Source organism: Streptomyces sp. NPDC008137, from assembly GCF_042957035.1.
In the GTDB taxonomy this organism is placed as follows: domain Bacteria; phylum Actinomycetota; class Actinomycetes; order Streptomycetales; family Streptomycetaceae; genus Streptomyces.
Genome location: NZ_JBIBHN010000008.1, coordinates 336,016 through 348,476, shown reverse-complemented (window position 1 = coordinate 348,476; position 12,461 = coordinate 336,016). Strand labels below are relative to the sequence as shown.

The following is a 12,461-nucleotide window of genomic DNA, read 5'->3' as shown; positions in this document are numbered from 1 at the left end:
GCCGAGCGTGGGGGAGTCGGCGACCGACGAGAACGCGGCAGATGTGCGTGCCAGGCCCCGCGTCTGCGGCGTGATCCAAACGACAGGCCCTAGTCTAGGCCGTCCAGGCCGAAGCGGGGGCCCGGGGGCGGCAGCCCCCGGATTCGGGACGGGAAGGGGCGGAGGGGGCGACCACCCCCACGGCCCCCCCCACCCCCCCCCACCCGCACACCCCACGAGTCACTCAGCCCAGGACATTGCGCCACGCCACCGGAACCGCGTCCGCCACATCATGCGCCCCCACCGGCGCCCCGTCCGCCGCCAGCCTCCCGGCCAGCCCATGCACATACGCCCCGACGCTCCCCGCATCCACCGCGCACAGCCCCGCCGCCAGCAACGACCCCGCCAGCCCCGACAGGACATCCCCGCTCCCCGCCGTGGCCAGCCAGGACGTCCCCGTCGGATTCACCCGCACCGCCCCGCCCCCCGAGTCGGCGACCAGCGTCGTGGACCCCTTCAGCAGCACGGTCGCCCCGTACCGCCCCGCCAGCTCCCGCACCGCCGCCAGCCGGGCTCCCTCGACCTCCGCCCGCTCCACCCCGAGCAGCGCCGCCGCCTCCCCGGCATGCGGCGTCATCAGCGTCGGCGCCCTCCGCCCCCGTACGGCCTCCGCGTCGGCCAGCCGCAACCCGTCCGCGTCGATCAGCACCGGCACGTCCGCCGCCAGCACCTCCCCCACCGTCGCCGCGTCGTCCCCGGCCCCCGGCCCGACGACCCACGCCTGCACCCGCCCGGCGTGCTTCGGACCCTGGTCCGACACGAGCGTCTCGGGAAACCGCGCGATGACGGCGTCCCCGGCCGGCCCGACGTACCGCACGGCCCCGGCCCCGCCCCGCAACGCCCCCGAGACGGCGAGCACGGCGGCGCCCGGGTAGCGCGCGGACCCGGCGGCGATCCCGACGACACCCCTCCGGTACTTGTCGCTCTCGGCCCGGGGCACCGGCAGCAGCCGCGCCACGTCCGCGTGCTGCAGCGCCTCCAGCTCCGGCTCGACCGGCAGCTCGAGGCCGATGTCCACGAGCCGCACCGACCCGGCGTACTCCCGCGCGGGATCGATCAGCAGGCCCGGCTTGTGCGTCCCGAACGTCACCGTCAGATCGGCCCGGACGGCGACGCCGCGCACCTGCCCGGTGTCGACGTCGACCCCGCTCGGCAGATCGACGGCGACCACGGCGCCCCGCGCCCGCCCGGCGGCGGCCGCCAGCGGCACGGCATTCGGCCGCAGCCCGCCCTTCCCGCCGATCCCGACGATGCCGTCGAGGACGAGATCGGCCCGCTCGACCAGCCGCTCGGCGTCACCACCGGCTTCCACGACCCGTCCCCCGGCCCGCCGCAACGCCGCGAGCCCGGCCCCGTGGGCACGCTCCGGCGCGAGCAGCACGGCGGTGACCCCGGCCCCGCGCCGGGCCAGCCGGGCCCCGGCGTACAGCGCGTCACCGCCGTTGTCGCCGCTCCCGACCAGCAGCACGACCCGGCTGCCGTACACCCGCCCGAGCAGGTCGGCGCAGGCGGCGGCGAGTCCGGCGGCGGCGCGTTGCATCAGCGCCCCCTCCGGCAGCCGCGCCATCAGCTCCCGTTCGGCGGTCCTGACCGTCTCCACGCTGTACGCACTCCGCATGCGGTCGAGTTTCCCGTACGCCCGCCCGGCCACTCCCGCGCAACTCGCACAACTCACGCGACCGCGAAACCGAGCGCACCTCACGCGACCGCGAACCGAGCGCACCTCGCGCGACCGCGAATATGCCGTATCGCGCACACCCCTCAACCGCGCCGCACCCCGCCCAACTCCGAGGCACACCACACCCATTGACGCTTTGCCCACCCTTTGCCAGACTCACCGGCCGCAGGCGCAGAAAGCGCTTGCACACCCCCCACGTCCGACGAATCCGAGGCCCTCATGGGACGCAGATCCGCCTTCCTCGCCGCCGCCGGCGCCACCGCCCTCCTCACCGCCGCCGGCACCCTGACCGCCCCCGCCACGGCCGCCCCCACGCGAGCACTGGCCTGCGGAGACGGCTCCTACCAGGCCGAGGCCGTGCAGAACGGCGGCAACTGGACCGCCCGACGCGGCAGCAGCACGGTCTACACCGGCACCGATATGCGCGCGGCGGTCCAGGCGGCCGTCAACAGCCTCACCGCGGGCCGCACTTCGAAGGAGCGGGTCGTGGTCCGCGGCTCGGGCTCGATCCCGGCGGGTTCCCGCGTCTCGCTCCCCAGCTACACCGCGCTCGACGTCTGCGGCACGATCAACGTCACCGGCAGCGGCTCGGGCGACCAGGCGCCGGTCTACTCCCGCGGCACGCGCGACATCGAGGTGCAGAACCTCAAGCTCACCGGCACCCCGCTCTACGGCATCTTCCTGCGCAACGTCCAGAACGTGGTGCTGGGCCAGATCGACATGCGCCTCTCCCGCGGCCTGGGCGTCCGTATCGACAACCGCGGCGACACCAGCCAGTGGACGCGCAACGTCCGCATGGACAACGTCTACGTCTCCGGCGCGTCCAGCCACGCCGTCGAGACCTACGGCGTCGACGGCCTCACCATCGGCACGGTCACCGCCCGCAACGTGGGCGAGTCCGGCCTGCTGCTCAACCAGACGATCAACGCCAACGTCACCAAGGTCGACGCGGAGAACGCCGGCACCGGCACCGGCTACGCCGCCTTCCGCATGGCCAACCGCAACGGCCGGGTCGGCAGCGGCTACCCCACCAACATCCGGGTCGGCGAGGTCATCGCGCGCGGCGGCGGACGCGGCGTGTTCTGCGTCTCGGAGAGCGGCGGGGCGACGATCGACAAGGTGACACTCTCCAACACCGGCAACAACTCGGTCCTGATCGAGAACTGCTACAACGTCAGTCTGGCGGCCCGGAGCGGCACGATCACGGGCGGCGGCGAACTGCGCCTGGCCGCCCGCTCGGAGTTCCCCAACAACAAGGACATCACCGTCCAGAACCTGACGGTCACCAACTCGGCCATCAGGGAAAGCCCGTGCGGCGAGAACACGACGTTCCGCAACATCACACGGGTGAACAGCAGCCAGTCGATCTGCTGACACCCGCCCGCGAAGCCCTCGCCCTCACCCGGCGGGGGCTTCGTCGCGCAGCCGGCGGAGCGCCCGCATGGCCTCGCGTTCGATGCGCGCGATGTCGCCGAGGACGGCACCCGCCCGCACGAGACACTGCCCGTCACCCGACTCGCCGGCTTCCGCGACCAGTGCCGCGACACCCGTCCACAGGCCGGCCGCCTCGGAGTACAGCCGGTGCCCGGTCCGCAGATGCGCGCTGTCGAGCCACTCGGCGCATTCGCCGAGGAAGTCGCGGTACAGGTTGCGGAACAGGGCACCGCCGGTACCGGCCTTCTCCATCAGGAGGGCGGCCTGCGGCAGGTCCCGCCCGGGGGCCTCGGTGCGCCCGAGCCAGCCGGGCACGAGCTTCCCGGCCTTCTCGATGCCCCGGTGGCCGAGGTTGGCGATGGGCGGGTCGAGAAAGGCGTCCGCGCAGGCGGTGATGGCCGGAACGATCCGGTCCCGCGGGGCGGGAGGCTCCCCCGGAGAGTCGAGCGTGAAGGACCGGTGCCTGGCCGTCATCGGCCCGCGTGCGGCCCTGGCCCGGGCGAGGGAGTCCAGGCTGGTGGACACGGCGCCGCCCTGCTGCTCCGTGTCGACGAGGTAGGCGCTCTGCTCGTCGTATCCGTACAGGGCGACGACATGGCCCCCGAAGTGCACCTTCGAGGTGAAGTAGTCCAGGTGGTAGCTGTCGAGTTGCAGCCCGACGGGGCGACCGGAGTCGATGGCCGCCGCGACGTTCTCCCATCCCCTGCGGGCGGATCCGGTCTCCCGCACCTCGAGCTCCAGCCCGAGCCTGTCGGCCAGGTTCCTGGTGAGCTCGAAGGGCCTGACCCGCCCTCCGAGGAACGGGAAGTCCATGTTCTTGCTGTCCCAGTAGACGAAGGACAGACCGGAGCCGAGGCCGAAGAGCATGGGCTCGGACAGGTCGAGCCCTAGGTGCCTCAGCAGCACCCCGAGAGCGGTCGTCTCGCAGTGCTGCGCACCCCGGGTGTCGACGCCTTTGACCGTGGTCATGCCGTGCCCTCCTGGACTATGATCGACACACGATTTGAACTCGTTCAAAAATGGGAGGCCAGACCATGGCCGGATCCACCACCTCCACGGCGACCGACTCACCCGCCACCGCCCTCGGCCCCACGGCACTCGTCCTCGGCGCCTTCTCCGCCGCGGGCACCTGGGCGTTCCTGATCCCCTGGACAGTACTGGCCGGGGCGCTGGCCATCACGTTCGGCGCGATGGGCATGCACTACGCCCGCAAGGGCATGGGCCGGCTGTGGACGGCGGCGGCCGGCACGACACTGGGCGCGGTGGGCCTCTTCGGCACGGTCGTCCTGCTGTGGGCCATGTACTGACCATGCGGGCGTCCGGGCCTTTGGGCCTCCGGGCCTTGGGGTCACCCCTCCGCGATGACGACGGCCGAGGCCACCCCCGCGTCATGACTCAGCGACACATGCCAGGACCGCACCCCGAGCTCGGCGGCCCGCGCGGCCACACTCCCGCTCACCCGAAGCCGGGGCTGCCCACTGTCCTCCACATACACCTCCGCGTCGGTCCAGAGCAGCCCTGCGGGAGCCCCGAGCGCCTTGGCCAACGCCTCCTTGGCGGCAAACCGCGCAGCCAGCGAGGCAACCCCCCGCCGCTCCCCACTGGGCAGCGACAACTCCCCCTCCACGAACAGCCTCTCGGCCATCGCGGGCGTCCGCTCCAGCGACGCGGCGAACCGCTCGATCTCGGCGACATCGATCCCGACCCCGATGATGCTCATGCGCAGCACCCTACGGTGAGGACACGCCGCATTCCGCGCAGCGCCTAGCATGATCGGCATGGAATGGGACGGCCTCACCGACCGCGACCGCTACGGGGACTGGTACCTGAAAGCTCGTGACCGATTCTCGGACCTGGCCCGGGACGCCGACTGGGACGGCCTAGTCGCGGAGCTGGAGGAGAACCCCGGGTACGTCAATCTCGCCCGGCCCGGGAACCGCAGCGGATTCGCCCCGCTGCACCAGGCCGCCTGGCACGGCGCCGGCGTGGCCGTCGTCTCCCGGCTGATCGCACACGGCGCCTGGCGCACACAACGCACTCGGGACGGGCGGCTCCCCGTGGACATCGCGCGGGAGAGGGGTCACACGCACCTGCTGGAACTCCTGGAGCCGGTCACGGTGCGTCGGCTCCCCTCCCCTTCCGACGCGTTGGAGCACCACTTCCACTCAGTGCTGCGGGAGCGCACCGGCAGGTGCTTCGACGAGATCGAGCATCTCCTGCCACCGCTGTCTCCCCTGACGGAGGGTCTGGACGTGCGGATCTTCTTCCGGGTGGCCGGCATGATGGGCGGTTTCCATTACCGCCTCCACGACGACACCGTGCATGTGAACGGCAGCTCCCGAATGGACGGAGACAACGGGGACTTCTACCGCGTGACCCCCGACGGCTGGACCAAGCTCCCGTACAGCGCCAGGCCGCCGGCGCCTTGGTGCTACCCGTACTGACGGCCCCCTCACCTTCCCGGCAGCAACCTTCACCCGTTCCTTGGAAGGCCTCCGCCCCGAACTCCCAGCGGACACCCCCGAAATATGAACTCCCCCTCCCCCTTGTACAGTTCGCGATGATCGCGATGAGCAAACGCATCGCGCATAACGGGAGAACACAGACCATGAAGTTCAAGTCTCTGGGCACCGCGCTGACCACCGCCGCCCTCATAGCCACGGCCCTCACCGGCACCGTCGCCACCGCCGGTACCGCCGCCGCTGCGACGCCGGACTGCAGCAGCGCGCTCACCAACGTGAAGCCCAAGGAAACCGTCAACCTCCGCAGCTCGCCCAAGACGAGCGCCACGGCTCTCGGCACCTGGGGCAAGGGCCAGAAGGGCGGCGTCTGCTTCGGCGACCGGGGTCCCACCACGGGGGGCAGCTACACGGCCTGCGGCAAGACGAGCAACAAGTGGTACTTCGGCGGCCCGAACAGCACGAGCAAGGAGGGCTGGGTCCCGGCGACCTGCCTGCCCATCTGAGCATCTGACGGTCTGACGGCCTGACGGGCTGATCCGAGGGGCGAACGGCATCCGGCCGTTCGCCCCTTTTCACGCGCCCGGACAGAACGGACCCCTCACTCCACCGTCACCGACTTCGCCAGATTCCTGGGCTGGTCCACCTCGTTGCCCCGGGCGGTCGCCAGCTCGCACGCGAAGACCTGGAGCGGCACCGTCGCGACGAGCGGCTGCAGCAAGGTCGGTGTGACGGGAATCCGGATCAGGTGATCGGCGTACGGCACCACCGCCTCGTCCCCCTCCTCCGCGATCACGATCGTCCGCGCACCCCGCGCCCGGATCTCCTGGATGTTGGACACGATCTTGTCGTAGAGCACGGACCGCCCTCGCGGCGACGGCACCACGACCACCACCGGCAGATCCTCCTCGATGAGCGCGATCGGCCCGTGCTTCAGCTCTCCCGCCGCGAACCCCTCGGCGTGCATGTACGCCAGTTCCTTCAGCTTCAGCGCGCCCTCCAGGGCCACGGGATACCCGACATGCCGCCCCAGGAACAGCACCGTGTTCTTGGAAGCGAGCGAACGGGCCAGCTCCCGCACCGGCTCCATCGTGCCGAGGACCTGCTCCACCGCACCGGCGATCGAGGACAGGTCCCGGATCACCGCCCGGATCTCGTCGCCCCACTTGGTGCCCCGCACCTGCCCCAGATACAGGGCGACCAGATAGCAGGCCACCAGCTGCGTCAGGAACGCCTTGGTGGACGCGACCGCGACCTCCGGCCCGGCGTGCGTGTACAGGACCGCGTCGGACTCGCGCGGGATCGTCGAACCGTTGGTGTTGCAGATCGCCAGGACGTTCGCGCCCTGCTCACGGGCATGGCGCAGCGCCATCAGCGTGTCCATGGTCTCGCCGGACTGCGAGATGGCGATGACCAGGGTCTGCGCGTCCAGGATCGGGTCCCGGTACCGGAACTCGCTGGCCAGCTCCACCTCGCACGGGATGCGCGTCCAGTGCTCGATGGCGTACTTGGCGATCATTCCGGCGTGGAAGGCCGTACCGCACGCGACGATGACGACCTTGTCGATCTCCCGCAGGACCCCCTGGGGGATCCGCACCTCGTCCAGGGTCAACGACCCGGAGCCGTCGATCCGGCCCAGCAGCGTATCGGCGACCGCCTTGGGCTGCTCGGCGATCTCCTTGAGCATGAAGTAGTCATAGCCCCCCTTTTCCGCGGCCGACGCGTCCCAGTCGACGTGGTACGACCGGACGTCGGCGGACCGTCCGTCGAAGCCTGTCACCGTCACGCCGTCCCGGCGCAGCTCCACGACCTGGTCCTGTCCCAGCTCGATCGCCGACCGCGTATGGGCGATGAACGCGGCGACGTCCGAGGCGAGAAAGGCCTCGCCCTCTCCAACGCCCACCACCAGCGGCGAGTTCCGCCGCGCGCCCACCACCACGTCCGGCTCGTCGGCGTGCACCGCGACCAGCGTGAACGCGCCCTCAAGCCGCCGGCACACCAGCCGCATCGCCTCGGCCAGGTCCGCGCACGACGAGAACTCCTCGGCGAGCAGATGCGCGACGACCTCGGTGTCCGTCTCGGAGCCCAGCGCGTGGCCCCGCTCCTCCAACTCGGCCCGCAGCAGGGCGAAATTCTCGATGATGCCGTTGTGCACGACGGCGACCCGGCCCGCGTTGTCGAGGTGCGGGTGGGCGTTGGAGTCCGTCGGCCCGCCGTGCGTGGCCCACCGGGTGTGCCCGATGCCCGTCGTACCGGTCGGCAGCGGCCGCCCGTCCAGTTCCTTCTCCAGATTGAGCAGCTTCCCGGCCTTCTTCGCCGCCGCCAGCCCCCCGTCCGCCAGCACGGCGACACCCGCCGAGTCGTATCCCCGGTACTCCAGCCGCTTCAGCCCGGCCATCACAACTTCGAGCGCCGACTGCGGCCCCACGTATCCCACGATTCCGCACATGGAGCGCAGCCTACGACCGACCATCGCCGAGAAAGCCCTTCTGCGTGCCCGAAATCGGAATTTCTCCGGCCTCTTCGGACTCCGCAACGGCGACTTTCCCGACCACCCTCGCTCCGATCCGACGATTCCGGAGCTCGTCAGCAGGCTGTCGGCGACCATGGCGGCACGAACAGCGATGAAGGAGGAGCGCGCCGGGCATGAGCGACAAGCAACCCGACCACCACGTCCTCGTGCCCGCCCGCGGCGACAGCTCACCGCTGTTCACCACGGACGCCGGACCACTCGCCCGCGCCGAGGACCTCACCCGCGCCGTCCCGGCCGACGACGGCGCACCCGGACTGCCCGACGACGTGGCGCGGAAGCTGGCCAATCGGAACCGGGACCGCCCGCCCGGCGCTGCGCGAGCACGTCAGCCCCTCACACCTTCGCCCGATAAGCCCGCATGGCCAGCGGATAGAACACCACCGCGATCCCCGCGGCCCACACCAACGACCACATCACCGGCTCCGCCACCGCCCCGCCCAGCAGCAGCCCCCGGAACGCGTCCGACAGATGCGTGACCGGATTGACGTCACTCCACGCCTGCAGCCAGCCCGGCATGGTGTCGACGACGACGAACGCGCTGCTGGTGAAGGTGATCGGGAAGATGAGGGTGAAGGCGAACGCCTGCACCTTCTCCGCGTCGCCCGCCAGCATCCCGATCAGCACCGCGCACCACGACACCGCCGCGGCGAACACGACCACCAGCAGCGTGCCGAGCAGGAACCCGCCGAATCCGCCGGTGATACGGAAGCCGAGCGCCAGCCCGAGGCCGATCATCAGCACCAGCGCCCAGAGGTGCTTGGCGAGGTCCGCGGTGATCCGCCCGATCAGCGGGGCGGAACGCGCGATCGGCAGACTGCGCAGCCGGTCGAAGACGCCCTTGGTGAGGTCGGTGTTGAGCGCCATCGCCGTGTACATCGTCATGAACAGGGTGTTCTGCACGATGATCCCGGGCAGCGCGTACTTCAGATACGCCTCGGGCGACCCGGCCATCTGCCCGCCCAGAACGTACGTGAAGAGGAACACGAACATGATCGGCGTAATGCTGTAGTCGACCAGTTCGAGCGGGTTGTGCTTGACGGCGACCAGACTCCGCCAGGCCATCGTGAAGGTCTGCCGCAGCCCGGCCAGGGGCGGCACGCGCCCGGACGCGGTGACCGGCGGTGCGAGAGCGGTGGCGGTCATGTCCGGCTCACCGCCTTCTCCAGCTCGTCGTCGTCCCGGACGGCGGCGTCGCCCTCCTCCTCTTCCTCGCCCGGCTCAGCCCGATGCCCGGTCAGGGCGAGGAAGACCTCGTCGAGCGAGGAACGCCGCAGGGCCAGCTCCCCCACCGCGATCCCCTCCCGGTCCAGCGCGCGCACCACCGCCGGCATCAGCTCGGGGTCCTTCACCGGCGCGGTGACCATCTCGCCCTCGATCCGGGCCTCCGGACCAGCCGCCCCGGCCACCAGCGCGTGCGCCCGCGCGAGGTCCCGCCCGACGATCGGCCGCAGCTCCAGCACCTGTCCGCCGACCTGCGCCTTCAGCCGGTCCGGTGTGCCCTCGGCGATCACCCGGCCCTTGTCGATCACCACGATGTCGTCGGCGAGCACATCGGCCTCGTTCAGATACTGCGTGGTCAGCAGGGCGGTCGCCCCGTCCGCGACCAGGCCGCGCAGCAGATCCCACAGCTCACCGCGGCTGTGGGGGTCAAGGCCCGTGGTCGGTTCGTCCAGGAAGAGGATGCTGGGCCGCCCCACCAGGCTGGCCGCGAGGTCCAGCCGCCGGCGCATTCCGCCCGAGAACGTCTTCGCGGCCCGCCCGGCAGCGTGCGTCAGCTGGAACCGCTCCAGCAGCTCCCCCGCCCGCGCCTTCGCCTCCCGCCTCGGCAGCCCCAGCAACCGGCCTATGAGCAGCAGGTTCTCCGTGCCGGTCAGGTTCTCGTCGACCGCCGCGTACTGCCCGGTCAGCCCGACGAGGGAGCGTACGACCCCGGCCTCCCGGACCACGTCGTGGCCGGCCACCCGGGCCCTGCCCCCGTCCGGGCGCAGCAGTGTCGCGAAGATCCGCACCGCGGTCGTCTTCCCGGCACCGTTGGGCCCCAGCAGCCCGAGCACCGTTCCCTTGCGGGCCGCCAGGTCGACGCCTGCCAGCGCCTCGGTCTCCTTGAACCGCTTGACCAGGCCTTCCGCCTCTATCGCATACGTCATGGGTACCCCCAGGCGTCAGCGGACCCCGGACCGGGCCCACTCCTCCCACAACTGTGACGCACGCCACTGACATTCCACCTGTGTCAGTTTTTCTCCGAACAAATCCGAGCGAACCAGAATGAACGCCACCGAATGCCCTGCGTGACGGATCCCACCTCACAGTCCGTTCGTACGCCCGTAACAATGGACTGTGATCTCTCCGGTCTCCTCGATGCCCCGGAGCGCCCACCGGCAGCGGCCGGAGGCGACTCCCTACGTCGACCTCACCCGAGCCGAGTGGAGCGCGCTGCGTGACAAGACGCCGCTCCCGCTGACGGCCGAGGAGGTCGAGAAGCTGCGCGGTCTCGGCGATGTCATCGACCTCGACGAGGTGCGGGACATCTACCTGCCGCTGTCCAGACTCCTCAACCTCTACGTCGGCGCCACCGACGGCCTCAGAGGCGCCCTGAACACGTTCCTGGGCGAGCAGGGCTCCCAGTCGGGCACCCCGTTCGTCATAGGAGTCGCCGGCTCGGTCGCGGTCGGCAAGTCCACCGTCGCCCGCCTCCTCCAGGCGCTCCTCTCCCGCTGGCCGGAACACCCGCGCGTCGAGCTGGTCACCACCGACGGCTTCCTGCTGCCCACCAAGGAGCTCCAGGCCCGCGGCCTGATGTCCCGGAAGGGCTTCCCGGAGTCCTACGACCGCCGCGCCCTGACCCGCTTCGTGGCCGACATCAAGGCCGGCAAGGACGAGGTCACGGCCCCGGTCTACTCCCACCTCATCTACGACATCGTCCCGGACCAGAAGCTCACGGTCCGCCGCCCCGACATCCTGATCGTCGAGGGCCTGAACGTCCTCCAGCCCGCCCTGCCCGGCAAGGACGGCCGCACCAGGGTCGGTCTCGCCGACTACTTCGACTTCAGCGTGTACGTCGACGCCCGCGTCGAGGACGTCGAGCGCTGGTACCTCAACCGCTTCCGCAAGCTGCGCGCCACCGCCTTCCAGAACCCGTCCTCGTACTTCCGCAAGTACACCCAGGTCTCGGAGGAGGAGGCCCTCGACTACGCGCAGACGATGTGGCGCACGATCAACCGGCCCAACCTGGTCGAGAACATCGCCCCCACCCGCGGCCGCGCCACCCTCGTCGTGCGCAAGGGCCCGGACCACAAGGTGCAGCGGCTCAGTCTGCGCAAGCTGTGACGTCCGGGGAAAAGGTCGGTTAGATGGTCGCCATGCTCCATCTGCGCCTGATCACACCGTCCGAGAAGACCGACGACGTGGTGCTGCTGATCGAGAAGGCGGTCGGCACCACCCACCTCGTCGTCCTGCCGGGCGCCGCCCGCAACCCCGCCGGGGACGTCGTCATGTGCGACGTGGCACGCGAGGCGGGCGACACACTGCTGGCCGGCTTGCGGGAGCTGGGCATCGACACCAGTGGCTCCATCGCCGTCGAGAGCATCGACCTGTCGCTGTCCGAGCGTGCCGAGAAGGCCGAGGCCGACGCGCCGGGCGAGGGCGCGGACGCGGTCCTGTGGGAGCAACTGAGCGACGCGACACACGAGGAGTCGACGCTCTCCGTCACCTACCTGGCCTTCATCACGCTGGCCACGATGATCGCGGCCTGCGGTGTGGTCCTGGACAACGCGATCCTGATCGTGGGCGCCATGGCGGTGGGACCGGAGTTCGGCCCCCTCGCCGGCATCTGCACCGCGATCGTCCGCCGCCGTCCGCGCCTGGCCGCGCGCTCGCTGATCGCCCTGCTGGTGGGCTTCGCGGCGGCGATGGCGGTGACGGTCCTCTTCAGCCTCTTCATGAACGCCGTGGGCCTCTTCACCGAGGCTCAGCTGGAGGCCGATCGCCCGAACACCGACTTCATCTACGCCCCCGACTGGTTCTCCTTCGTCGTGGCGGTCCTGGCCGGCATCGCCGGCACCCTCTCCCTGACCTCGGCGAAGTCCGGTGCCCTGGTAGGCGTGGCCATCTCGGTCACCACGGTCCCGGCAGCGGCGAACGCGGCGGTAGCCCTCAGCTACGGCGACACCAACCAGACCTGGGGCTCCACCCAGCAACTCCTGCTGAACCTCCTGGGCATCATCGTCGCCGGCACGGCAACGCTGGTGACCCAGAAATGGCTCTGGTCAAAACAACGCAAGCAAGCGGACGCCCTCTAGAGCAACGCCCCCCTCAGGGG

Annotated in this window: 12 protein-coding genes; 6 read left to right on the top strand and 6 right to left on the bottom strand. The window is 70.8% G+C overall.

What is annotated here, in order from left to right:
• Nucleotides 1-223 precede the first annotated feature (223 nt).
• On the bottom strand, nucleotides 224-1,657 hold the full coding sequence (locus tag ACFZBT_RS16765) for an NAD(P)H-hydrate dehydratase (protein ID WP_391103630.1): 1,434 nt from the start codon (nucleotides 1,655-1,657) through the stop codon (nucleotides 224-226).
• Between the two features lie 279 nt (nucleotides 1,658-1,936).
• Between ACFZBT_RS16765 and ACFZBT_RS16760 the strand changes: the two genes are divergently transcribed.
• Nucleotides 1,937-3,091: a hypothetical protein gene (locus ACFZBT_RS16760; RefSeq protein WP_391103628.1), complete on the top strand. Its 1,155-nt coding sequence runs from the start codon at nucleotides 1,937-1,939 to the stop codon at nucleotides 3,089-3,091.
• A gap of 24 nt (nucleotides 3,092-3,115) precedes the next feature.
• On the opposite strand, the gene ACFZBT_RS16755 is transcribed toward ACFZBT_RS16760, so the two are convergent.
• Nucleotides 3,116-4,120, bottom strand: a complete 1,005-nt coding sequence (locus ACFZBT_RS16755; RefSeq protein WP_391103626.1) for a DUF4872 domain-containing protein — start codon at nucleotides 4,118-4,120, stop codon at nucleotides 3,116-3,118.
• A gap of 65 nt (nucleotides 4,121-4,185) precedes the next feature.
• On the opposite strand from ACFZBT_RS16755, the gene ACFZBT_RS16750 reads away from it, so the two are divergent.
• Nucleotides 4,186-4,458 (top strand): hypothetical protein, encoded by a 273-nt coding sequence (locus ACFZBT_RS16750; RefSeq protein ID WP_391103624.1) that lies wholly within the window; start codon nucleotides 4,186-4,188, stop codon nucleotides 4,456-4,458.
• 41 nt (nucleotides 4,459-4,499) lie between these two features.
• Here ACFZBT_RS16750 and ACFZBT_RS16745 read toward each other — a convergent pair whose 3' ends face one another.
• Nucleotides 4,500-4,871, bottom strand: a complete 372-nt coding sequence (locus ACFZBT_RS16745; RefSeq protein ID WP_391103622.1) for a holo-ACP synthase — start codon at nucleotides 4,869-4,871, stop codon at nucleotides 4,500-4,502.
• A 58-nt stretch (nucleotides 4,872-4,929) separates the two neighbouring features.
• Here ACFZBT_RS16745 and ACFZBT_RS16740 point away from each other — a divergent pair, with 58 nt between their 5' ends.
• Together ACFZBT_RS16740 and ACFZBT_RS16735 are read left to right on the top strand one after the other, a co-directional pair.
• Nucleotides 4,930-5,595 (top strand): ankyrin repeat domain-containing protein, encoded by a 666-nt coding sequence (locus tag ACFZBT_RS16740; protein WP_391103620.1) that lies wholly within the window; start codon nucleotides 4,930-4,932, stop codon nucleotides 5,593-5,595.
• 164 nt (nucleotides 5,596-5,759) lie between these two features.
• Complete coding sequence (locus tag ACFZBT_RS16735) at nucleotides 5,760-6,116, top strand: hypothetical protein (protein ID WP_391103618.1); 357 nt, start codon at nucleotides 5,760-5,762, stop codon at nucleotides 6,114-6,116.
• Nucleotides 6,117-6,211: 95 nt separating this feature from the next.
• On the opposite strand, the gene glmS is transcribed toward ACFZBT_RS16735, so the two are convergent.
• The 3 genes from glmS to ACFZBT_RS16720 form a co-directional block, all read right to left on the bottom strand.
• Nucleotides 6,212-8,059: a glutamine--fructose-6-phosphate transaminase (isomerizing) gene (gene glmS / locus ACFZBT_RS16730; protein ID WP_391103616.1), complete on the bottom strand. Its 1,848-nt coding sequence runs from the start codon at nucleotides 8,057-8,059 to the stop codon at nucleotides 6,212-6,214.
• A gap of 417 nt (nucleotides 8,060-8,476) precedes the next feature.
• Nucleotides 8,477-9,286, bottom strand: coding sequence for an ABC transporter permease (locus tag ACFZBT_RS16725; protein WP_391103613.1), 810 nt, complete (start codon nucleotides 9,284-9,286; stop codon nucleotides 8,477-8,479).
• On the bottom strand, nucleotides 9,283-10,290 hold the full coding sequence (locus tag ACFZBT_RS16720; protein WP_391103610.1) for an ATP-binding cassette domain-containing protein: 1,008 nt from the start codon (nucleotides 10,288-10,290) through the stop codon (nucleotides 9,283-9,285). The genes ACFZBT_RS16725 and ACFZBT_RS16720 overlap by 4 nt, the downstream gene beginning before the upstream one ends.
• Before the next feature lie 211 nt (nucleotides 10,291-10,501).
• On the opposite strand from ACFZBT_RS16720, the gene coaA reads away from it, so the two are divergent.
• Together coaA and ACFZBT_RS16710 are read left to right on the top strand one after the other, a co-directional pair.
• Nucleotides 10,502-11,470: a type I pantothenate kinase gene (gene coaA / locus ACFZBT_RS16715; RefSeq protein ID WP_359887783.1), complete on the top strand. Its 969-nt coding sequence runs from the start codon at nucleotides 10,502-10,504 to the stop codon at nucleotides 11,468-11,470.
• A 32-nt stretch (nucleotides 11,471-11,502) separates the two neighbouring features.
• Nucleotides 11,503-12,441 carry a DUF389 domain-containing protein gene (locus tag ACFZBT_RS16710; RefSeq protein ID WP_391103686.1) on the top strand — a complete coding sequence of 313 codons (939 nt, stop codon included), beginning with the start codon at nucleotides 11,503-11,505 and terminating at the stop codon, nucleotides 12,439-12,441.
• Nucleotides 12,442-12,461 lie beyond the last annotated feature (20 nt).

Excerpts from the sequence above, each read along its gene's own strand:
- ACFZBT_RS16765 (WP_391103630.1), bottom strand. The coding sequence starts at position 1,657 with ATGCGGAGTGCGTACAGCGTGGAGACGGTCAGGACCGCCGAACGGGAG.
- ACFZBT_RS16760 (WP_391103628.1), top strand. The coding sequence starts at position 1,937 with ATGGGACGCAGATCCGCCTTCCTCGCCGCCGCCGGCGCCACCGCCCTC.
- ACFZBT_RS16755 (WP_391103626.1), bottom strand. The coding sequence starts at position 4,120 with ATGACCACGGTCAAAGGCGTCGACACCCGGGGTGCGCAGCACTGCGAG.
- ACFZBT_RS16750 (WP_391103624.1), top strand. The coding sequence starts at position 4,186 with ATGGCCGGATCCACCACCTCCACGGCGACCGACTCACCCGCCACCGCC.
- ACFZBT_RS16745 (WP_391103622.1), bottom strand. The coding sequence starts at position 4,871 with ATGAGCATCATCGGGGTCGGGATCGATGTCGCCGAGATCGAGCGGTTC.
- ACFZBT_RS16740 (WP_391103620.1), top strand. The coding sequence starts at position 4,930 with ATGGAATGGGACGGCCTCACCGACCGCGACCGCTACGGGGACTGGTAC.
- ACFZBT_RS16735 (WP_391103618.1), top strand. The coding sequence starts at position 5,760 with ATGAAGTTCAAGTCTCTGGGCACCGCGCTGACCACCGCCGCCCTCATA.
- glmS (WP_391103616.1), bottom strand. The coding sequence starts at position 8,059 with ATGTGCGGAATCGTGGGATACGTGGGGCCGCAGTCGGCGCTCGAAGTT.
- ACFZBT_RS16725 (WP_391103613.1), bottom strand. The coding sequence starts at position 9,286 with ATGACCGCCACCGCTCTCGCACCGCCGGTCACCGCGTCCGGGCGCGTG.
- ACFZBT_RS16720 (WP_391103610.1), bottom strand. The coding sequence starts at position 10,290 with ATGACGTATGCGATAGAGGCGGAAGGCCTGGTCAAGCGGTTCAAGGAG.
- coaA (WP_359887783.1), top strand. The coding sequence starts at position 10,502 with ATGCCCCGGAGCGCCCACCGGCAGCGGCCGGAGGCGACTCCCTACGTC.
- ACFZBT_RS16710 (WP_391103686.1), top strand. The coding sequence starts at position 11,503 with ATGCTCCATCTGCGCCTGATCACACCGTCCGAGAAGACCGACGACGTG.